The sequence below is a fragment of the Elusimicrobiota bacterium genome (genome assembly GCA_016706425.1).
Lineage (GTDB): Bacteria > Elusimicrobiota > Elusimicrobia > FEN-1173 > FEN-1173 > JADJJR01.
On sequence record JADJJR010000001.1, the window covers coordinates 1,464,904 to 1,484,381 of the forward strand.

Annotated in this window: 20 protein-coding genes, 1 tRNA gene and 2 pseudogenes; 16 read left to right on the forward strand and 7 right to left on the reverse strand. The window is 60.8% G+C overall.

Going from position 1 to position 19,478, the window contains the following annotated elements; all coding sequences use genetic code 11:
• Positions 1-32 precede the first annotated feature (32 nt).
• The 3 genes from IPI56_05925 (at position 33) to IPI56_05935 (ending at position 2,049) form a co-directional block, all read left to right on the forward strand.
• Entirely contained in the window at positions 33-440 is a 408-nt protein-coding gene (locus tag IPI56_05925; protein MBK7545271.1) for a hypothetical protein, read from the forward strand.
• Positions 441-504: 64 nt separating this feature from the next.
• Complete coding sequence (locus IPI56_05930) at positions 505-1,206, forward strand: NAD(P)H-hydrate epimerase (GenBank protein MBK7545272.1); 702 nt, start codon at positions 505-507, stop codon at positions 1,204-1,206.
• A 183-nt stretch (positions 1,207-1,389) separates the two neighbouring features.
• Positions 1,390-2,049 carry a hypothetical protein gene (locus IPI56_05935; GenBank protein MBK7545273.1) on the forward strand — a complete coding sequence of 220 codons (660 nt, stop codon included), beginning with the start codon at positions 1,390-1,392 and terminating at the stop codon, positions 2,047-2,049.
• A gap of 536 nt (positions 2,050-2,585) precedes the next feature.
• Here the strand turns inward: IPI56_05935 and IPI56_05940 are convergent.
• Positions 2,586-2,774: a hypothetical protein gene (locus IPI56_05940; GenBank protein MBK7545274.1), complete on the reverse strand. Its 189-nt coding sequence runs from the start codon at positions 2,772-2,774 to the stop codon at positions 2,586-2,588.
• 73 nt (positions 2,775-2,847) lie between these two features.
• Positions 2,848-3,090 carry a CDGSH iron-sulfur domain-containing protein gene (locus IPI56_05945; GenBank protein MBK7545275.1) on the reverse strand — a complete coding sequence of 81 codons (243 nt, stop codon included), beginning with the start codon at positions 3,088-3,090 and terminating at the stop codon, positions 2,848-2,850.
• Between the two features lie 79 nt (positions 3,091-3,169).
• Between IPI56_05945 and crtI (IPI56_05950) the strand changes: the two genes are divergently transcribed.
• The 5 genes from crtI (IPI56_05950) to IPI56_05970 are packed head-to-tail and all read left to right on the forward strand — an operon-like array spanning position 3,170 to position 9,256.
• Positions 3,170-4,702 (forward strand): phytoene desaturase, encoded by a 1,533-nt coding sequence (crtI, locus tag IPI56_05950; GenBank protein MBK7545276.1) that lies wholly within the window; start codon positions 3,170-3,172, stop codon positions 4,700-4,702.
• The gene (locus tag IPI56_05955) at positions 4,703-6,214 is read left to right on the forward strand and encodes an aldehyde dehydrogenase family protein (GenBank protein MBK7545277.1); all 1,512 of its coding nucleotides are present in this window, start codon (positions 4,703-4,705) and stop codon (positions 6,212-6,214) included. It begins immediately after the preceding gene.
• Positions 6,204-7,694, forward strand: coding sequence for a phytoene desaturase (gene crtI, locus IPI56_05960; protein MBK7545278.1), 1,491 nt, complete (start codon positions 6,204-6,206; stop codon positions 7,692-7,694). Before IPI56_05955 ends, crtI (IPI56_05960) begins: the two co-directional genes overlap by 11 nt.
• A 3-nt stretch (positions 7,695-7,697) precedes the next feature.
• Positions 7,698-8,777 (forward strand): glycosyltransferase, encoded by a 1,080-nt coding sequence (locus IPI56_05965; GenBank protein MBK7545279.1) that lies wholly within the window; start codon positions 7,698-7,700, stop codon positions 8,775-8,777.
• A complete protein-coding gene (locus tag IPI56_05970; GenBank protein ID MBK7545280.1) occupies positions 8,774-9,256 on the forward strand; it encodes a hypothetical protein in 483 nt (160 codons plus the stop codon). The genes IPI56_05965 and IPI56_05970 overlap by 4 nt, the downstream gene beginning before the upstream one ends.
• Here the strand turns inward: IPI56_05970 and IPI56_05975 are convergent.
• Positions 9,248-9,946: a hypothetical protein gene (locus IPI56_05975; protein MBK7545281.1), complete on the reverse strand. Its 699-nt coding sequence runs from the start codon at positions 9,944-9,946 to the stop codon at positions 9,248-9,250. The genes IPI56_05970 and IPI56_05975 overlap by 9 nt on opposite strands.
• Positions 9,947-9,976: 30 nt before the next feature.
• On the opposite strand from IPI56_05975, the gene IPI56_05980 reads away from it, so the two are divergent.
• From IPI56_05980 to rho, 3 genes and pseudogenes are all read left to right on the forward strand, one after another.
• Entirely contained in the window at positions 9,977-11,542 is a 1,566-nt protein-coding gene (locus IPI56_05980; protein MBK7545282.1) for a hypothetical protein, read from the forward strand.
• Between the two features lie 84 nt (positions 11,543-11,626).
• A tRNA-Asp gene (locus IPI56_05985) sits at positions 11,627-11,704 on the forward strand.
• Between the two features lie 127 nt (positions 11,705-11,831).
• Positions 11,832-12,718: pseudogene (rho, locus tag IPI56_05990) on the forward strand (transcription termination factor Rho).
• Positions 12,719-12,853: 135 nt separating this feature from the next.
• On the opposite strand, the gene IPI56_05995 reads toward rho, so the two are convergent.
• Together IPI56_05995 and IPI56_06000 are read right to left on the reverse strand one after the other, a co-directional pair.
• Positions 12,854-13,210 (reverse strand): 4a-hydroxytetrahydrobiopterin dehydratase, encoded by a 357-nt coding sequence (locus tag IPI56_05995; protein MBK7545283.1) that lies wholly within the window; start codon positions 13,208-13,210, stop codon positions 12,854-12,856.
• Between the two features lie 39 nt (positions 13,211-13,249).
• Positions 13,250-14,217: pseudogene (locus IPI56_06000) on the reverse strand (L-lactate dehydrogenase).
• A 444-nt stretch (positions 14,218-14,661) separates the two neighbouring features.
• Here IPI56_06000 and IPI56_06005 point away from each other — a divergent pair.
• From IPI56_06005 to IPI56_06025, 5 genes are all read left to right on the forward strand, one after another.
• Positions 14,662-15,396 carry a response regulator gene (locus IPI56_06005; protein MBK7545284.1) on the forward strand — a complete coding sequence of 245 codons (735 nt, stop codon included), beginning with the start codon at positions 14,662-14,664 and terminating at the stop codon, positions 15,394-15,396.
• A 90-nt stretch (positions 15,397-15,486) separates the two neighbouring features.
• The gene (locus tag IPI56_06010; GenBank protein ID MBK7545285.1) at positions 15,487-15,831 is read left to right on the forward strand and encodes a hypothetical protein; all 345 of its coding nucleotides are present in this window, start codon (positions 15,487-15,489) and stop codon (positions 15,829-15,831) included.
• Between the two features lie 44 nt (positions 15,832-15,875).
• The gene (locus tag IPI56_06015) at positions 15,876-16,145 is read left to right on the forward strand and encodes a hypothetical protein (protein ID MBK7545286.1); all 270 of its coding nucleotides are present in this window, start codon (positions 15,876-15,878) and stop codon (positions 16,143-16,145) included.
• 147 nt (positions 16,146-16,292) lie between these two features.
• Positions 16,293-17,420 carry a hypothetical protein gene (locus IPI56_06020; GenBank protein MBK7545287.1) on the forward strand — a complete coding sequence of 376 codons (1,128 nt, stop codon included), beginning with the start codon at positions 16,293-16,295 and terminating at the stop codon, positions 17,418-17,420.
• Positions 17,366-17,815, forward strand: a complete 450-nt coding sequence (locus IPI56_06025; protein MBK7545288.1) for a GGDEF domain-containing protein — start codon at positions 17,366-17,368, stop codon at positions 17,813-17,815. The genes IPI56_06020 and IPI56_06025 overlap by 55 nt, the downstream gene beginning before the upstream one ends.
• Positions 17,816-18,203: 388 nt before the next feature.
• Here IPI56_06025 and IPI56_06030 read toward each other — a convergent pair whose 3' ends face one another.
• Both IPI56_06030 and IPI56_06035 read right to left on the reverse strand, forming a co-directional pair.
• The gene (locus IPI56_06030) at positions 18,204-18,998 is read right to left on the reverse strand and encodes a metallophosphoesterase (GenBank protein MBK7545289.1); all 795 of its coding nucleotides are present in this window, start codon (positions 18,996-18,998) and stop codon (positions 18,204-18,206) included.
• Complete coding sequence (locus tag IPI56_06035; protein MBK7545290.1) at positions 18,964-19,203, reverse strand: hypothetical protein; 240 nt, start codon at positions 19,201-19,203, stop codon at positions 18,964-18,966. The genes IPI56_06030 and IPI56_06035 overlap by 35 nt, the downstream gene beginning before the upstream one ends.
• Positions 19,204-19,478: the final 275 nt, after the last annotated feature.

The window sequence follows — 19,478 nt, forward strand, 5'->3', positions numbered from 1 at the left end:
CCATCGCCCGATTTTAAATTCCAGGAGGAACCATGAAGAAATCCACCACTGTGTTTTTGGCGGCGGGCTTGCTCGCCGTGTTGGGACTTTCGGCGCGCGCCGACGAGACGACCCCCGCGCCCGTTGCGACCGAGGGGACGACGACCCCGGAAACGATCAAACGGTCCGACGTTAAACAAAACCGGGGCGAACGCATGGAGCGCCAGGGCGAACGCCGCGAAGAGCGCGGGGAACGCATGGAAGAGCGCGGCGAGAAAATGCAGGAAAAGGCGGAAGAGGTGGCGGCGGACGGCCACGAAAAAGCCGCCGAGAAACTTGAAAACCGGGGAGAACACCTGGAGAACAAGGGCGAACGCCTTCAAAATCAAGGCGAGCGGCGACAGAAGCGCGGCGAACACAAACAAAAACGCGCCAAGCGCATGAAAAACCGGGGACATTGATTGTCATTCCAAAGGCCCCCGGCGCCTTGCGCGCCGGGGGCCTTTTTTTTGGCATGATGAGACCGTGACGCTCCTTCCCGCCTTTCATTTCAAACCGGTGACCGCCGCCGAAATGCGTAGACGGGACGCCGCCGCCATGGAACGCGGTCTTTCCGAAGAGGTTTTGATGGAAAACGCCGGGCACGCCCTGGCGGAGGGGACTCTGTTGTTCCCGCATCGGGGCGCTCTGGTGGTCTGCGGCGGGGGGAACAACGGCGGCGACGGGCTCGTGGCGGCCCGGTGGCTGATCAAGGCGGGCCGGCGGGTGACCGTCTTGCTGTGGCGGAAACCCGAAAACTATCAAAACGCGGCGCGCGCCCATTGGCGGGCGCTTTCGGCCTGCCGGCCGACCGTGCGGATTTGGTCGCCCCGGCTTCGTTTGCCGGACCGGGGAGAACCCGTGGTCGACGCTTTTTTGGGCCTCGGTGTCCGCCCGCCCCTGTCCGAGGAGGCCCGGACGCTGATCCGATGGATGAACGCGCGGCGGGGCCCCAAAATCGCCGCCGACGTGCCCTCCGGCTTGGACGCCGACAGGGGCCGCCCCCTCCCGGAGGCCGTGCGGGCCCGATTGACCGTGACCCTGGGGCTTCCCAAGAAAGGGCTTGTTTTGTCCCGGGCGCGGCCCTACGTGGGGAAGTTGGTGGTGGGTGATCTGGGTTTTCCGCCGCGTCTTTTGCGATTTAACCGGGCGGGGCGCGGACAAAGGAAAATCGCACCGGCACTTTGACGGGTTTCCCGGCGACCTTCAAAATAGGTTCAAGCCAAACGAATTGACCGAGCGGGGGAGGCCTCATTCAATGGGTGTCCTCGGGATTTTAGAAAACAGGAGACCGTTATGGAGAATGAGAACACGAACCCAAAAGTTTCGGCCTGTTCCCTGTGTGAAAGGATCCCCGTCAAACCTTGTGATGTGAAAAAGGTCGGGGAGTATCTCGTCGTCGACTACAAGGTCAAGGTTTCCCGGCATTTGGGCTTTCCCTCCGGCGAAACGCACACCGTGCACGGATGGAAGCTTAAGCAAAGCCGTTTGATTCACACCGCTGTGTGCGACGCCTGCGTCATGCGGCACCTGCGGGAGGTCAAGCGCACGGCGCCTCGCAAACTCATGATCTTCGGGGCGTCCGCCGCGGTTCTCTTGGCCCTGATGATGCTCTCTTCCCACACCGGCTTCGATCGCCGGCACGGCATGATAGTCCTTTTGCTGTTATTCTCTTTCCTGTTTTGCCTGTTTGCGGCCGGCTACTATCTGCTGATGAGGTTCCAGGGTGAAAGCGGGTCTCTTTATGACTTACATCGGACCGCACAAAAGAAATTGATCGGACCGGCGCTCAATTCCAATTTCTGTGAGCCCGAAAAATTCCCGAAAGTCAAAGCGGGCGTGTTTCATCTTGTCGCGCCGGAATGGGAGGCCTTTGCGAAACGGTTCAATGAGCTGGAAGCCAAGACCGGCTGGTCTTACTTCCACTATGTGCGGGATTTCTTCCCCGGCGGCCCACAGATCTTGGATCCCGAAACCGGTGCAGCCTCCCAGAATGTCCCTCACCTGGGGGTTTATTTAGACGCGGAGTAACCCTTGGAATCCGGGGGTCGCGCAATCGGGTTGGTTCTGATCCCGACCCAGCTCGGTTCCAGGGCTTTCCCGGGTCGGCAGCTCACGCAAAAGGATTCAGGGGAAAAAGTTTTCACAATTGGCTTCTTGTTATAAAACCTTCAGGATGTCCGCCCTTCCCGGCCTCCATTTTTCGAATTAACCCGGATTCCCCAGTTGATCGCGAGGACCGAAACGGAAAATACGGCCCTTTTTACGAAACAAAAAAGTGAGGGCGTAGCGGGGACGACGGTCGAACTTTTTTGTGAAGGAAAAAGGACCAGATTTCCCGTCGAATCCCGCGACGCAACTGGGGAATTCGGGTTAAGGATTTATGGAATTGCTGCCCCCGTCCCGGTTGCGCGCCGTCACGAGCGAGCGCATACGCTCGCTGGACGCCCAGGCCATAAAGCTCGGCCTATTCGCCGAAGTGTTGATGTAAAACGCCGGGCGCGCGCCATCGCCCTTTCGGCGACAACGCGCGCCCGCGCGCGAACTTCCATTTAATTAATGCGTTTTTATTTGGGGGTCTCAGCGGCCGGTTGCTCCACGGCGGGGACTTCCATCGCCGGGGCTTCCGTGGTCGCCGGCGCTTCCACCGGGGCCACAGCGGGCTGTTCCGTCACGGGTTCCGATTTTTGGCAGCCTCCGACAAAGAAAGAGGCCATCACCACCAACGTCAACATCAGCTTATGGAATGTAGACATGATTTCTCCTTGATGGGGGTTTTGAGTTGCGAACCCCGTGCCCTTATTCTACCAAGCCGTCGGCCCTTTGGGTTCAAATTCTTTTGTGCCCGCCGTCGCAAAACGCGCCTTTTTGTGAGTGCTTGCAGGCGCACCAGGCCACTTTGCCCGCTGTTTCAACGGTCACCTTGACGGGCGTGAGGCCGGTGCCGGAGGTTTTGTGGCTGCCGTCGCAAAAAGGCTGGGTTTGGGAATGGCCGCAGGCGCACCACCATTTGTCGCCGGGGGTTTCGTCCAACACGATGGGCGCCTTTTGGGCGATCTTGGGTTCGGTCACAGATCCTCCGAAAATGAAATAATTGGCGTTCTCTTGTGAGATCGTAACAGTTTTATCCTTTTCAGGGAGTTGGCAAGCCATGCCCCTCAACCCCGCCCGTAAAAAGATCATCATTGTCGGCGCCGGACCCGGCGGTTTGACCAGCGCCATGATCCTGGCGCACCGCGGGTTCGACGTGACGGTGTTCGAAGCCAAGGACGTCGTGGGGGGCCGCAACGCCCCGATTCGCCTCGACGGGTACACTTTCGACACCGGCCCCACCTTCCTCATGATGCGTTTCATCCTCGCCGAAATGTTCCAGGAAGCGGGGCGGGACGTGGAAAAGTACCTTTCCTTCAAAAAACTGGACCCCCTTTACCGTTTGAAGTTTGAAGACCGGGACGTCGTCATCACCTCGGACCACGCCGCCATGCGCCGCGAGATCGGCCAGCATTTCCCCGGCAGCGAGGAAGGTTTCGACCGGTTTCTCAAAGAGGAAAAACGGCGCTACGAAAAACTCTACCCCTGCATTCAACGGGACTACTCGACCCTGGGCTCTTTCCTTTCCAAGGATTTGATGATGGCCGTTCCCGCCCTTTCGATCGGCCGATCGCTGTTTCAAAATTTGGGGCGTTACTTTCAACCCGCAAAACTCAAACTGTCGTTCACTTTTCAGGCCAAGTACCTGGGCATGTCGCCCTGGGAGTGTCCGGGCTTATTCACCATGCTGCCCTACATCGAACACGCCCACGGCATCGAACACGTGGTGGGGGGGCTGAACCAAATCTCCCAGGCCATGGCGCGCGTGGTGGCGGAGGAGGGCGGAAAAATCCGCCTGTCGACCCCGGTGCGCCAATTGACCCTGGAGGGCCGCCGCGTGACCGGCGTGGAGCTGGAAAACGGCGAACGGGCGACCGCCGACGAGGTCATCATCAACGCGGATTTCGCCCACGCCATGTCCCGCCTGCTGCCGGCCGGAACGCTTAAAAAGTACGCCCCGGCCCGCTTGGCCAAGAAAAAATATTCCTGCTCGACCTTTATGATGTACCTCGGCGTCGAAGGCGCGGTGCCCCTCGACCACCACACCATTTTTTTCGCCAAGGACTACAAAGCCAACCTCCACGACATATCCACGCGCAAGGTTCTGTCCAAGGACATCTCTTTTTACATTCAAAACGCCTCGGTGACGGACCCGTCCCTCGCCCCGGCGGGCCATTCGGCGTTGTACGTCTTGGTGCCCACCCCCAACCAATCGAGTTCAGTGGCCTGGGGGGAGGAGCGCGAGGCCTTCAAAAACCACGTGCTGGACTTGATCGAAAAACGGGCGGGCCTGCCCGATTTGCGGCGGCGGATCCGCGCGGAGCGTGTGATCACCCCGCTGGACTGGCAGGAGGACGGCCGCATTTACCTGGGCGCCACCTTCAACCTGGCGCACACTTTTTCCCAGCTCCTTTACCTCCGCCCCCGCAACAAATTCGAAGAGCTCGACCGATGCTACCTCGTGGGGGGCGGCACCCACCCGGGCAGCGGCCTGCCGACCATCTACGAATCGGCGCGGATTTCTTCGAACCTCATTTGCCGGAGGCACGGCGTGACCGTGCCCCCCGTGCCCGCCCTGCCGGTGGAGGCCTGATTGGTCCCCACGGCCGATTTGTCGACCGTGCCCATCGACGAGCTGGGCGAGAACGCGCGCAAGGCCTTTGACTGCTGGCGGCGCACCTCGGTGCGCGAGCGCACCGCGTGCCTGGCCCGCCTGCGCAACCTCATCATCGATGAAATGGACGCCATCGCCGGCCGCCTGACGGCGCTCACGGGCAAAACGCCCGTCGAGGCGGTGATGACGGAGATCATCCCCGCCGTGGAAAACATCCGTTATTTGGAAAAGAACGCCGCGCGGGTTCTGGCCCCGGAGAAGCGCCCCACGCCCTTTTCCTTCCGGCACAGCGCCTCCCGCGTCGAGCGACACCCCTGGGGCTGGGTGTTGGTGCTCTCGCCGTGGAACTTTCCTTTTCAATTGTCGGTGGTCCCCATGGCCACGGCCCTGGTCGCGGGGAACGCGGTGGTTTTGAAACCCTCGGAGCTCTCCACCCAGGTGGGGAAAATGATCGTGGACCTTTTCCACCGCGCGGGGTTTCCCGCCGCGACGGTCACCGGTGTGACGGGCGACGGCGCCGTGGGCGAGCGGCTCGTGCGATCGGGACCGGACCTTATTTTCCTGACCGGCGGCGCCGAGACCGGGCGGCGCGTCATGGCCGCCGCCGCCGAACGGCTGACCCCGTTGCTCCTCGAGCTGGGCGGCAAGGACCCCATGATCGTGTTCGACGACGCGCCCCTGGAGCGCGCCGTGGAGGGGGCGGTGTACGGCGCCTTCGCCAACGCGGGGCAGGTGTGCGTCTCTGTCGAGCGTCTGTATGTGCAGGAAGGAATTCATGACGCCTTCGTCGCGGCCTTGGCCGCGCGCGTCAAAACCCTCCGGGTGGGGGTCGGCATGGACGACGACATCGGCGGCATCACCGACCCGAGGCAAAAGGTCGTCATCGACCGCCACATCGACGACGCTCTCAAGAAGGGCGCGACCCTCCGCTCGGAACGCTGGAACAAGGGGGACTTCATGGGTCCCGTGCTCCTGACCGGAACCCACCACGGCATGGCCGTGATGACCGAAGAAACCTTCGGACCCGTTTTGCCGGTGATGCGCTTTCGAACCGAGGAGGAGGCGGTGTCCCTGGCCAACGAATCGCCCTTCGGGCTCAACGCGTCGGTCTGGACCCGGGATTTGGCCAAGGGGCGGCGCGTGTTGTCCCGCCTGGAGGTCGGCAACGGCGCGGTGAACGATGTGATCAAGAACATCGGGAACCCCCATCTGCCCTTCGGGGGCGTTAAACAAAGCGGTTTCGGCCGTTACCACGGCCCCGAAGGCCTCAAGGCCTTCACGCGGGGCCTGGCCGTGATGGTCAACAAGGGCGCCGCCCGGCGGGAGCTCAATTGGTTCCCCTACAGCCGGGGCGTTTACGAGAATTTGAGGATTTATCTGCACATGTCTTTTTTGGACAAACCCTGGCCGGCCAAGATCAAGGGGCTGTGGGGTTTTGTGCGGGCCTTTCGTCGCATTCAGAAGGAGAAAAAGAAAACCCATGGGCGATAAAACAAAGAACGTCGCGGTGATCGGCGCGGGGTTGGGCGGCCTGTCGGCGGCCATTTCCCTCGCGACCGAAGGCTTTTCGGTGGACGTCTACGAGAAAAACGAGCGCGCCGGCGGGAAACTGAACATTTTGGAGAAGGACGGGTTCACTTTCGACCTGGGCCCCTCGATTTTGACCATGCCGCACATTTTCCGCGCGCTCTTCGACCGCGCCGGCAAACGCATGGAGGATTACGTCGAGTTCCAGCCGGTCACGCCCCATTGGCGGAATTTTTTCGAGGACGGCACGGTGTTCGACTTCACCCCCGACAAGCGCCAACAGGAGGCGGAACTGGCCAAGATCCCCGGCGGCAAGACCGAGGGGTTCTGGGACTTTATGAAGTATTCTGAAAAGCTCACCCGCATCACCGAGGAAGGCTATTTCGCCAAAGGGCTCGACTCCTTTTGGGAACTGCTCCGCTTCTACGGTCCCTGGCGGAGCCTCGTGGGCTTCGACACCTTCCGCACCCTGGACCAGGGCGTGCGCCGGTTCGTGAAAAACAAAAAGCTCGTCGACGCGCTCAATTATTTCATCAAGTACGTGGGGTCGTCGCCCTACGACGCGCCGGCGCTGTTGAACCTCATGCCGCACATCCAATTCGGTTACGGCCTGTGGTATGTGAAGGGCGGGCTCTACGGCCTGGCGCGGGGGTTGGAGAAATTGCTCCTCGATTTGGGCGGGCGGCTCCATTACCGGCGCGAGGTTGTCGGCGCCGAGCGCGTTGACGGCCGGGTGGCCGCGCTGACGCTGGACGGCGGGGAGAAAATCAGCGCGGACGTCTGTGTTTCGAACATGGAGGTCATTCCGCTCTACCGCGATCTGTTTAAAGAACCGGCGGGCCGCCTGCGCAGGCTGAAGAAGTTCAAGCCCGCCTGCTCGGGGCTCGTGCTGCACCTGGGTGTGGACCGGCAATACCCCCAACTGGCCCACCACAACTTTTTCTATTCAGAGAACGCGCGCAAGCATTTCAACACCCTCTTCGTCGGGCAGGGGCTGTCCAACGACCCGACCATCTACCTCGTCGCTCCCTGCAAAACCGACCCCGCCCAGGCCCCGGCCGGTTGCGAAGTGATCAAGGTGCTGCCGCACATCCCGCACCTGCGCGACAAAGACCCGTTCGGGCCGGAGGACTACGACGCCCTGCGCGAACGGCTGCTGGAGAAACTGGAGCGCATGGGCCTGACGGACCTGCGCAAGCACATCGTGACCGAAGACCGCTGGACGCCCGAGGACATCCAAAAACGGTATTACTCCAACAAGGGCGCCATTTACGGCGTCGTGTCGGACCGGCGGTTGAACCTGGGCTTCAAGGCCCCCCAGCGCAGCGCCCACTACAAAAACCTCTACTTTGTCGGCGGCAGCGTGAACCCGGGCGGCGGCATGCCCATGGTGGTGCTCTCGGGCCAACTGGCGCGGGACAAAATCCTCGCCGACCTGAAATAACCCATGCTCGAGGCGACGCTCCACGGGCTTTGCTGGCTCGCGGGGTTTTGGATGCTTTGGCGCCTCGCCGCCCTTCCGAAAGGCGACGCCGCGGTTGATTTTTCCGTCATCATCCCCGCCCGGGACGAAGCCCGTCGCCTGCCCGCCCTGTTGGAATCCCTGCAAAACCAATCCCTTCGGCCCTTGGAAATCCTGGTGGTCGACGACCATTCCACCGACGGCACCACCGATGTCGCCCGGCGGGTCGGGGCGCGGGTGATCGCCTCCGCGCCGCTCCCGGCCGGGTGGCGGGGGAAAACCTGGGCTTGCCAGCAGGGCGCGCGGGAGGCCCGGGGCCCGTGGCTTTTGTTTTTGGACGCGGACCTCCGGCTCTTGCCGGGGGCCCTGGCGCGTATCGCCGCCGCCGCGCGGGCGAACCGGGGGGCCGTTTCGGTCTTGCCCTACCATCGCACGGTCCGATGGGTGGAGGATTTCTCGGGGGTCTTCAACCTCGTTCAAGCGGCGGCGTCCAACGCCTTCACCCCCCGCGGGAACAGGGCCGCTCCCCAACGGCTTTTCGGCCCGCTGTTGGCCGTTTCCCGGGAAACTTTTTGGTCGGTGGGCGGTTACGAGCCGGTCAAGGACCGGTGGGTGGAGAATTTCGACCTGTCGGCGGTGCTTGAAGGTCGGGGCGAGCCCTTGGCTTGTTACGCCGGGAAAGGCGCCGTGGAGTTTCGCATGTACGACAGCGGAATCGCGGGGATCGCGGCGGGGTGGGGAAAATCCTTCGTCCTGGGCGGCAAGGGCACGCCCCTTTCCATTTGGATCGCCTTCAGCCTGTGGTTGACCGGGGCCCTGGGAGCGGCGCGCGCGCTCGCCGCGGCCGCGTGTTCCGTGGACGCCCCTGTCCTCCTTTCCGGCGCGGTCTACGCGCTCTTCGCGTTGCAAACCGGCCTTTGGCTCCGTCGGTTGGGCTCCTTTCGATGGGCCACCGCGCTGGCCTACCCGGTTCCGGCGGTGTTTTTTGTTTTCGTCTTTCTCCGTTCGCTCTTCGCCCTCGCGGTGGGACGGCCCCTGGTCTGGAAAGGGCGAACCAACCAATGAGGGTTTTTTATTTCCCCGTTCCGGTGACCGTGGCGGTCGACATCGCGGTGTGGTTGGCGGTGCAGTTCGCCGCGGCCAAGTTCGTCACCGGACTCCCGGCCGAACGGTTGGGGGCCGATGGCTGGCTCTACCGCGCGCGCCCCTGGGAACGCGGGGGCGCGTTGTACGAATTTCTGGGCGTGAAACGTTGGAAAGACCGCCTGCCCGACGCGGGCCCCTGGTTCGCGGGGGGTTTCGCCAAACGGGATCTGTCGTCGCGGACCGGGGATTATTTGAGCCGTTTTTCGCTGGAAACCCGCCGGGGAGAATTGGCCCACTGGTTGGCCATGACGGCGGCGCCGTTCTTTTTTTTGTGGAACCGGCCCTGGGTGGGGGGATTGATGGCGGCCTACGCCCTGGCGGGCAACCTGCCCTGCGTCATCGCCCAGCGCTACAACCGCGCGCGGCTGGCGCGGCTCTTGGGCAAAGAATTACTTTAATCGCTCGGTGGCCACGCCGTGGCCGGGGCGCAACTCCAACAACTGTTTGAAAATCAATTTCGCTTCCCCGCCGCGCCCCAATTTTTCAAGGGTGTAGGCCTTGTACAGCAACGCTTCGGGGCGGCCCCAATGGGGCTCCGTGGGGGCGGGTTTTTCGGCGGCGAAAAGCGTTTCGGCGCGGTTCAACAAACGGAGGGCCTCTTCGTATTCCCGCCCCCCGTGATAACGGCACGTGGCCACCAAATAAAGCGCGCGGGGGTTTTCCGGGGCGAGCAGGGCCTGTTTTCCGTGGCGCATGAGCCGCGGGCCCAACCACACCGCCCGTATCGAAGAGTTCTTAATGCGCATGCCGTAGAGCGCGCAGAGCATGGCGTGGACGTCCCGGGCGTCGGGGTTGAGCCGGAGGGCGGCGCGGGCGGCCTCGATCGCGGGCGGCAGGGCGTCGTCCCCGCCGTCGCCCATCAAGACCGTGTGAAAGGCCGCCACGGCGCGCCAATAGGCGAACCCCGCGTCCTTGGGGTTGTTTTTGGAAAGTTCGCCGACCCATTGGCTCACGAGCGAGAGAGTGGGGGCGTCCCAATGGTCGATGGCCTGCCCGACGGCCAAGGCCGGGTCCATGGGGCTCGCGCGCCCCGGGCCCGAAAAGCCCAGGAGCACGGCCAAGGCGGGAACGATCCATCTCGGTTTCATGGTTTCCTTACTATAATAACCCCAAAGACGATGAAATTCAAAATTTCTTTCGGCGTTTTTACATTCGCCCTGGCGGCTTTCTGTGCCGCCGGGGAACCCCGACATTTTTTGATGGGGACAACGCCGATCCATATCTCCAGCGTGTCCTTCCCTTTTTGGACCTTCGCCGACACCCAGGATCAAGATTTGATCTCCATCCACGGCGACGACTTTTTGGGTGTTCCCTGGGATCAATTCGCCAACAACAAGCCCCTCCCGGCCCCCTGGGCCCAACAATGGGCGACCATCGCGAAAAACGCAAGGGACACCGGCAAAGTGCGTTACCTGGCCCTTTCGCCCCTGGGCGGCCGCAAAACCTTAACGAAAAATGTGACCGCGGCCGGGACCTACGACGAAACTTGGGCGCCGGTGGACGCGGACGGCTGTTACCCGTTCTCGACCGATGTAAACGCGGACACCCACCGCCGCGCCTATGTGGCCTACGCCAGTTACCTGATCGATTTGGTTCAGCCCCGTTACTTCAGTCCCGTGATCGAGATGGACATTCAATTTTTCAACTGCCCGGCGCAAAAAGACGCCTTTATCGCCTGGTACGGCGAGGTGCATCGGTCGCTCAAAGCCAGGCACCCGTCGCTGACAATTTTCCCGACATTTCAATTTGAATACCTTTACGGCGTGGCCCTGGGGCCCACCGACCCTTCCACCCCCTGGTGCGGCGGGCCGCGGACGGACGCGTCGCTTCGCGCCTGTTTTGAAAGACATTTGGTTACAGCGCTCACCGTTCCGGGAGACCGGATCGCCTTTTCCATGTACCCGCTGCAATTCCTTTTTCCACCCATCCCGCCCGACAGTTACGCCACGGGCTTTTCCCGGCTCAACGAGGCCTTCACGATCGTCCAGCAGAAAACGGCGCGCAAGATTTGGGTGGCGGAAACCGGCTGGTCGGCGGTGAAAGTGTTGACGAGCTACCAGCACCCGAGCCCGCCTTCCGGCTGTGGCGCGGTGCTCATTGACGACACGGTGGTGGGGGGGGAGGCAAACCTCCGAAATTACCTGGAGGTTTTGCTCAGCCAGGCCCAGGACAAAAAGTTCGAGGCCGTGGTCTGGTGGGAAATGCGCGATCTTTTGAAGGGGGCCGACGCCGACGCCTGCCCTTGCCCGCGCCCCAGCGACACCTGCGCGGTGTTGGACACGTTTTACGCCGTGGGGGGGCAATGGGGAGAGTTGTTGTTGCGCCGGTTCGGCAACATGGGGCTGCGGCGCTTCGACGGGTCGCCCCGATCGGCCCACGAATTGTGGGTTCAAACCTTTCGGCGGCCGCTGGCGACCACCGCCGGGTTTACCCACTTCAAAGGCTTTCCCAATCCTCTGCGCGAAGGGGGGACCGCCACCTTCACCGATTTACCCGGCGACGCGACGCTCAAGATTTTCACTGTGAGCGGCGAATGGGTCCAAACCGTCTACGCCGATTTCACCGGGCAGGCCCTTTGGGACGGCCGCGACCGCGATGGCCGCCCGGCGCCCACCGGGGTGTACTTGGTGCGCGCCGAAAGCCGGGGAGGTCGCAAAACCCTTAAATTTGCCGTCGTGCGGTAGGCTTTTTTGATTTAAAAGCCCAATTTTTGTATCATCCACCCGACCACGCGGCCCACGCCGCGTGTTTGTTTTTTAACCCATTCTGGGGTCGTGGTGTAGCTCGGTTAACACGCCGCCCTGTCAAGGCGGAGACCGCGGGTTCAAATCCCGTCGACCCCGCCACTTTGAACACAAACCCTCCGCCATCGGCGGGGGGTTTTGTTTTCAGGGGTTGCCGGACGGGGCTTGAAGCCGACCCAAGCGCGGCCCTCGGGCAGGAAAAAAACGCCGGTACTTTCGAAAAGGACCCATGAAACCCAAAAACGCCAACGAAGAACGCTTTTACGCCGGTCGCGCGGTGGATCCGTCCCCGCGCATTCGGCTGGAGGACGGGGGTCGGCCCTCACCGTTCGCGCCCTGGACTTGCTGAGTCCCATCGGCATGGGCCAGCGGGGGTACATCGTGGCGCCGCCCGGATCCGGCAAAACCACGTTCTTAAAAGAAATCTGCAACGCCGTGATCAACGGTCAGCCCGCCATCAAACTCTATTGCCTGTTGGTCAACGAGCGGCCGGAGGAAGTCACGGATTTCAAGCGCACCGTGAAGGCGGAGGTGCGGGCGTCGTCGTCGGACAACTCCCAAGAAAAGCACGTTCAAGTGGCCGACGAGCTGATGCGCCAGGTCCTGGGGGAAGTGGTGGAGGGGAAAAACGTCATGGTGGTGATCGATTCCTTAACCCGGCTGGCCCGGGTGCACAATGTCGAACGCCGGTCCAGCGGGCGCACCCTCTCGGGCGGGGTGGACGCCCGGGGGCTGGAAATCCCCCGGCGTATATTCGGGGCGGCGCGAAAAATCGAAAACGGCGGGTCGTTGACCATCCTGGCCACCGTCCTCGTCGAAACCGGCAGCCGCATGGACGACGTGATTTTCGAGGAATTCAAGGGAACGGGGAACATGGAGCTGGTGTTGTCCCGGGAAATCTCGAGCCGGCGGATTTTCCCCGCGGTCGACATCGCTAAAAGCGGCACCCGCAAAGAGGAACTGTTGCTGGATCCCGCCGAACTGAAGGCCGTTCGAACGCTGCGGCGGGCCCTGTCCGGGATGTCCCCCGTGGACGCCGCCCAACAGCTTGTCAACGAACTTCAGGCCACCCGGTCCAACAAAGAGCTCCTCGCCCGCGTCGGGGACATCGCCTAACGCGGGAATCGCCGCAAGCCGCGCGCGCAAAAGCGCGCCGCCCGTTTTCATGCCGCCCGGCTTCCGCAAGAACCGAAAACAATTCCCCGACGGAATGCGGGGCGGTTTTGTTTTGAGTCGTGCGGGCTTCTCACATCACCGGGCTTTCAACGCTTTCGGAAGGGCCTCGATTTTGGCCGCAAGAATAAAGTCCTTATCGGAGAGCCCACCCACCTTGTGTGTCGAGAGAACAATCCGCAATCTTCGGTAATTCGTGAGGTGCAGGTCCGGATGATGATCCTCCGCTTGAGCAACGGGATGAATCGTTTTCATAAACGCGATGGCCGCGGAAAAATCGCGCATGATGTACAACTTTGAAATGCTTTTGCTTTTCTCGTTTAACTTCCACCCCGCAAGCCGCGCCAGCCATTTTCGTGCCTGACTCCTGGGGAGAGGAGATGTCCCCTTGGGACAGGGTCTGCACCTTGTTTTTTCCGGCTTTTCTGGATTCATAAATTCTTCGGCGTCCTTTTAGGAAGTGGCTCGCGTTAATTATTTCCCGCCCGACTTCAAATCCCCGCCGCTCGGCGGCTGGACCGACCGCCCGGCGATAACTTCCTTAAGGAGCCGGGCGCTTCGGTGAAGGGCGCCTCGCTCCCCGTCAGAGAGGTTGGGCAAGAGGGTGGAAACAATCCCGGCGGACCCCACGACCCGCAACAAGGAGAAACTGACATCTCCAAATTCATTGGTCCCCGCTAAAGAAGAAACCGTCAAGACCGCGCGCTCATTATCTCGTATTGCGCTCACGATGCGCGACAAACCCGCGCCGATTCCAAAATACGTGGCTTTTTTCCCTTTAATAATCCGATCGGCCGCGCGCCGCACGCCTTCTTCGATGGCCGTTTGGACCTCGTGGGAAATGCGACGCCCCACCTGCTTAGCAAAATCATTGAGCGGAATACCGCCCACCACGGCGCTTGACCAGGCCAAAACTTCGGACTCGCCGTGCTCGCCCAGCACATACGCGTGAACGGAATGGGAGGACACGCCCAAATGTTCGCCCAAGAGCGTTCGAAAGCGCGCCGTGTCCAGAACGGTCCCGGATCCAATCACCCGTTGGGGGCTAATCCGGAAATGCGGGTCGTCATTTGAGTCAAAATGTCAACCGGATTGGTTGCGACGAGCAACACGGAATCGGGCGCGTGGGAAAGCACCCGAGGAACCACCTCCTGAAAAATGCTGACATTTTTCTCCAACAACTGAAGCCGGTCCTCTCCGGGTTTCTGTCCCACCCCACAGGCCAAAATGACCACCCGTGCGTTGGATAAGTCCTGGAAGGTTCCATCGCGTATTTGAACGGCATTGGAAAAAGGAACAGCATGGGAGATGTCATCGGCTTGAGCTTGAGCGAGGTCCGGGGCGACGTCCACCATGACGATTTCACTGACGGACCCTTGAAGAACCATGGCATAAGCGGCCGTGCTTCCAACAAATCCACATCCAATAATCCCAACTTTCATTTGTGCTCTGTTCTCAACGGTGTGCCTGGCATCGTGGATGACTCCTTATTTTGAAAGGCCGGGAGATCCCCCCGTTGTCCTCTTTTAATTAGGCACTTGAACCCGGGGGAAGGTTACACCGCCCCCGCCGCCCGGCGCCCCCGCCGCCCGGCGCCCCCCCCGAGCGTGACCCCCCGAGGATTTTAGTGCCTGAACTTACAAGGCGGGCGGTTTGCTTGTCCCTCGGCCCATTCGGGGCCTTCTTTCTCCTGAAACAACGAAAAGTCCCGCTTCGTTTTAACGGGACCTCCGGGGACTGGGGAACAACACGAACCCCCCAAACATTGTAACCCTCAGCGGGAAAGGCGTGTCGTACTCGGTTAATTCAGAAAACTGTCGACTCGTGCGGATGTGAGGCATCCAATAAACGTGTGGAACACTTCTGGGAGTTGAGGGAGGAAGGCCATGACGGAAAAACGGATTATGATCGTGGAAAACGAGCGCACCGTGGCAGACGAATTGAAAAGACTGCTGACGAAAATGGGATACGCCGTCACGGGCATTGCCGCCAGCGGAGAGGAAGCCGTTCGGAGCGTTCACGCTTCCCGGCCCGACCTTGTGTTGATGGACATCCGCATCGATGGGCCCCTGGACGGCATCGAGACGGCGGAACACCTCTACGCCGAATTCAACGTTCCCGTCAGCTACCTCACCGCCCACGGGGACGTACGCACCCTGGAGCGAGCCAAGGCGACCATGCCCTTCGGGTACATTCTGAAGCCGCTGGAAGAGCGGTCGCTTCAAGGGGTCATCGAACTGGCCATCCACCGACATAGAATGGAAGTCTTGATGGGCGAGATGGACGGTTGGCACGCCCGCGCCCTTAACAGGTTGACCGACGCCGTGATCGCGGCGGGTGCTCGCGGGGGTGTCACTTTCATGAACAAAGCGGCCGAGGCCCTGACGGGGTGGACCTTGGACGGTTTTTTTGGAATGCCCTTGGCCACGATTCTCGATACGGGAAGCGAGGGGCCGCTTCCTCGGAAGGGGAATTCGGCGCACGAAACCTCGGTCTTGGATAGGCCCGGCACTCTCCGGACCAAGGAGGGGGACAGCGTCTCCGTGATGTACACCCGCGCCGACCGGTTGGGCAAAGACGGCGAGTTGGACCGCGTCTTGATCGTTTTTAAAAAAGCTTAATTCGCTCCGGTCCTTCCTCTCGTTTCGTTACCTTTTCGCCTTTCCCGGCGTCTCATCTCAGCAAGGACTCATTGAGCCCATGGAGGCATTATGAATAGAAGCGAAGATGGGAAGGAAACGACCGCGACTTTGGGGGAAGATTTTCGGGAAGGCGTTTCCCGCACCGCCGAACCGGTCCAACAGGAATTGAAGCCATACTGGGACAACGCCGTGAGCTTGATGAAAAAGCACCCCGGATGGGCCTTGGGACTGGCCGCCTTCGGCGGCGCGTTGGCCGGTGTTGTCGTGGCCCGCAGGATGACCCACCCCCCGAGCGACGCAGAGAAAAAGGTCCGCCATTGGGTTCACAACGCCCAGGACAGTTGGGGACTGCTTCGCGACGGACTGAACCGGGCCGCGGCGGGCGTTCGGGGCCTCCTCAACCTCTCGAAATAATCGAACGAAGAGAGCCTATCGTGGAGTCCGTGGGAAATCCAGGAATGATCGTAGTTTTTACATGGGCCGACCTTCGCCGTTGGTTCCTCGCGTGCACGGCGGTGGGGTTCCTGACGGGCTGGATGATTTGGGCCCTCGGTCGCGCGGTGGATCCGTCCCCGCGCATTCGGCTGGAGGACGGCGGGTCGTTGACCCTCCTGGCCACGGTCCTGTCCGGGATGTCCGCCGTGGACGCGACCCATCAGCTTGTCAACGAACTCCAGGCCACCCGGTCCAACAAAGAGCTCCTCGCCCGCGTGGGGGACATCGCCTAACGCGAAAATCGCCGCAAACCGCGCGGGGATCGGGAAGAATACCCTTGAGAGGTGACGCATTAGGCGTTATCCTGAACGAGAGAACCATGGAAAGCCACACCGAACCGACCTTGTCCCCGCCGTCCACCGGCCCTTCCGGACAGCACGTTGCTGGAATCCCGCAACGCGGCCGTCATGGAGAGTGTGTTAAAGTCAGCGCCGATCATCGTCATCATTTTCGGCATCTTTAGCCTCCTTAACTTTCTGGGGTACTTTCACTCACTTCGTTTCAAGAACACGAACGCCGCGTTGCACATTCCACTTATCTTCATCGATGGGGCCATCGCCGTCGGCGCCTGGGCTTGGGGCCGCCTCGCCCGCCGCAAACGGATTCCCGCCCGGTTCGCCAATTTATCCGTGGCGCTTTTCACGTGGCTGGCCATGGCGACGATCATTTACGCTTCGGTTCAACTCCCCCAATATTACCTTCAGCAACAAACTTTTTTTATGTTGGCGGCCGTTTGGGCGGGGGCCGCGATCCTGTCGCGCCGGTGGTTCCTGGCGGCGGTGATCCCGCCGGCCCTCTTGCTCCTCGCTTGTTACGTTAAAATCATTGAATGGTTCTCGGTCGTGCAGAGCGGCGTGGCGGTCTTTTGTTTCATTTCCTGCGCGTGGATTTTGCATTCCATCCGCTACGCCTATTGGTTCCGCTCCGAACACCTGCGGCAATTGGCGCTGGCGTTGGTCCGGTCCCACAATGAAGCGGAGACCGCCCGGCGATTGGTCCAACACGCCTCCGGGGTGCTGGGAACGCGGTCGTGGGTTTTGCAGACAGGCACAACGGCGGGGGAATTCAGTTACCGTTGCGGACACGGGAAAATGGACGCCTGGGACCCGAGAAAACCGTGGATGGAAAAGCTCTTCGAGCGGGCGCGAGGGAATCCAACCGATTTGAGCCCCCTGAACCCGGCGGGCGAAGCCGGCGTGTGGGGACGCTGGCGCCGTCGGGGGACGGGCGGCGTGTTGGGGATCCCGTTGTCGAACGGAAAAGAACTGCGGGCGGTTGTGTGGTTTGAACGACGGGGTTGGCGTCACTTCAATATCCACGAAATTCAGTTCGCGGGGACCTGCGCGGTCTACGCACGACAGGCTCTGGACGCCATCGGGCTCCACCAGCAGGTGGAACGGTTGGCCACGGTGGACGATTTGACCCAGCTTTTAACCGGCGCCAATTTTTCTTCTTGGCCGATCGGGAACTTCACCGACGGGGCCGCTCCTTCCGTTCCTTGGCCGTGATCATGGCCGACATCGACCATTTTAAAAAGATCAATGACAAGTGGGGTCACCCGGCCGGCGACGCCGTGTTGTCCGAGGTCGCCCGTCGGCTCCAGACCGGTTTGCGGGAAATGGACATTCTCGGTCGCTACGGGGGGGAGGAATTCTCCTTGATGCTTTTGGACACCGAACGGAAAGACGCCTTGGAGGTTGCGGAACGTCTTCGACGCACTGTTGAAATATCACCGGTCCAAATTGGTGGAAACGCCATCCCGGTGACCCTGAGCCTCGGCTTGGCCATGCGGTCGAACGAGGAAGAAATCAAACTCGACGTTTTGATCGCCCGCGCCGACCGGTCTCTTTACCAGGCCAAGGAAACGGGACGAAACCGCGTGGTTTTGGCGGAAGGAACATAATCCGGTCAGGGATTTTATTCCCAGTGGTTGCGGGACAGGGTTGGAAAGTTCAACGGGGTCCCTTTCGGCGGCCTTTCATACCCATCCCACCTTTAACCCACCGCCCGGTTTCCGCGAGGACCGCCAATGGGTTCCCATGGAAAGCCGGGCGGTTTTTTTGGGAATCGAGGGGACGTCCTCGGTTAATCGGTTTTCCCTGACACGACGTTCCATTCCGCATCCGAGGGACAATCTTGTGGCGAACGTTTATTCAACCGGGGCTATACACGAACACCGCAAACCGACAAACGGAGAACGTCCCCCATCCCCCCGGGGGTACCCCTGCCGCGCGGGAGTTCATCCGGTGGGTGGACCCGGAGCATCCCCTGGGTGTGCCGGGAAATCTCGATCAGCGCAATCTGCGGTCGGCAGAAGGTCCTGACGCGGGGGCGACATGGCCTTCCCAACCGAGCCCTCGACTCACCAAAACAAGCATATCGCCCACCCTATGGAGCCCGCCGGCGGCGATTGATTTCGGGACGCGACTGAAGGTGACCACCGGCCCCCAAGGCGTGCAGACTTGACCGCCGTGAGTGTGGCCTGAAAGCTGAAGGTCAATTCCTTTGTCGTGGGCGATGAATAGGGCATCGGGATAATGGGCCAAAAGGATCTTGAAATCGGCCGTGTTCAGATTGGCGAGCGAATCACGGAGAAGCGTTGAATTGGAAGTGTCGGAAATGCCTAGGCCGATGACACTGACGGATGAACCTTCCACCCGAAGAGTTCTCGCGCTCGCCTCGATTAAACCCCAACCCGCGGACTCGGCGAATCGAGGAAGGCCCAATAAGCCGTCGACGTTTCCACCCACACCGAAAGCCCCCGCTTGGTGAGTGAACCCGGCGAAGTAGTCGCGAACGGAAGGAATGAGTGACGGGTGGTTTAAAACGTCCCCCGTAAATAAAAGCAAGTGCGGATCGAAATCATTGAGGCTTGCCGCGCTCGCCGAAGTGTTTTTGAAATCCCGTCCGTCTGAAGATCGGAGAGGTGGGTGATCCGGATCGGACGGGAGACCTTGTGGCTTGTGATGTGAATCCGGGAGACCTGGAGGCGGGAAGGTTCCCAGACCTCCCCATAGAATTTGAAACCGATCAAGAAAGCCGCCAGGAATATTAATCCAGGCCTCCTCCTCTTTTTGGAAAGCCAAAGAAGGGAAACAGGCAAAAGGACGGATCCCACTGTCCACAAGAGCGCGCTATGAAGAAAACACCAAACGGGGAAAAAGCGCCGATACCAACCCAAGAAATCGTTGCAAAGGAAAGGGCGAGAAAAACCGCCAAGGCGGGATGAAGCCGCCGTGAAAAGAAAGCGGTGGCGAAAAATGCGGTTAGGAGAATGCCGCCGTCAATCATCACATTCACCCAGCTCCACGCGTTCCAAGAAAAGCTCATAATAAATCGGCTTGCCGGAATGCGTTCGACATAGGAAGGATTCTATCATTCCAAAAAATAGGGCTGGCCTGTCGGGGTGATTACGGTGGCGGCTACGGCGGTTGAACAACGCCGCGTCTTGTGTGTGGGGAAAAAGTGAAATGGGTAGTTTAGAACGAAGAATTAAACCACTCCGCGAGCTTTTGTTGGCGAAGCAAGTCGAGGAGCCCGTTCAGGTCGTCAGGGATCATCGTTTT

Bases quoted from the DNA above. Each gene is read 5' to 3' on its own strand.
- IPI56_06005 (MBK7545284.1), top strand. From the start codon at position 14,662: ATGACGGAAAAACGGATTATGATCGTGGAAAACGAGCGCACCGTGGCA.
- IPI56_05980 (MBK7545282.1), top strand. From the start codon at position 9,977: ATGAAATTCAAAATTTCTTTCGGCGTTTTTACATTCGCCCTGGCGGCT.
- IPI56_05975 (MBK7545281.1), bottom strand. From the start codon at position 9,946: ATGAAACCGAGATGGATCGTTCCCGCCTTGGCCGTGCTCCTGGGCTTT.
- IPI56_05970 (MBK7545280.1), top strand. From the start codon at position 8,774: ATGAGGGTTTTTTATTTCCCCGTTCCGGTGACCGTGGCGGTCGACATC.
- crtI (MBK7545276.1), top strand. From the start codon at position 3,170: ATGCCCCTCAACCCCGCCCGTAAAAAGATCATCATTGTCGGCGCCGGA.
- IPI56_06035 (MBK7545290.1), bottom strand. From the start codon at position 19,203: ATGATTGACGGCGGCATTCTCCTAACCGCATTTTTCGCCACCGCTTTC.
- crtI (MBK7545278.1), top strand. From the start codon at position 6,204: ATGGGCGATAAAACAAAGAACGTCGCGGTGATCGGCGCGGGGTTGGGC.
- IPI56_05925 (MBK7545271.1), top strand. From the start codon at position 33: ATGAAGAAATCCACCACTGTGTTTTTGGCGGCGGGCTTGCTCGCCGTG.
- IPI56_06010 (MBK7545285.1), top strand. From the start codon at position 15,487: ATGAATAGAAGCGAAGATGGGAAGGAAACGACCGCGACTTTGGGGGAA.
- IPI56_05995 (MBK7545283.1), bottom strand. From the start codon at position 13,210: ATGAATCCAGAAAAGCCGGAAAAAACAAGGTGCAGACCCTGTCCCAAG.
- IPI56_05965 (MBK7545279.1), top strand. From the start codon at position 7,698: ATGCTCGAGGCGACGCTCCACGGGCTTTGCTGGCTCGCGGGGTTTTGG.
- IPI56_06015 (MBK7545286.1), top strand. From the start codon at position 15,876: ATGATCGTAGTTTTTACATGGGCCGACCTTCGCCGTTGGTTCCTCGCG.
- IPI56_05940 (MBK7545274.1), bottom strand. From the start codon at position 2,774: ATGTCTACATTCCATAAGCTGATGTTGACGTTGGTGGTGATGGCCTCT.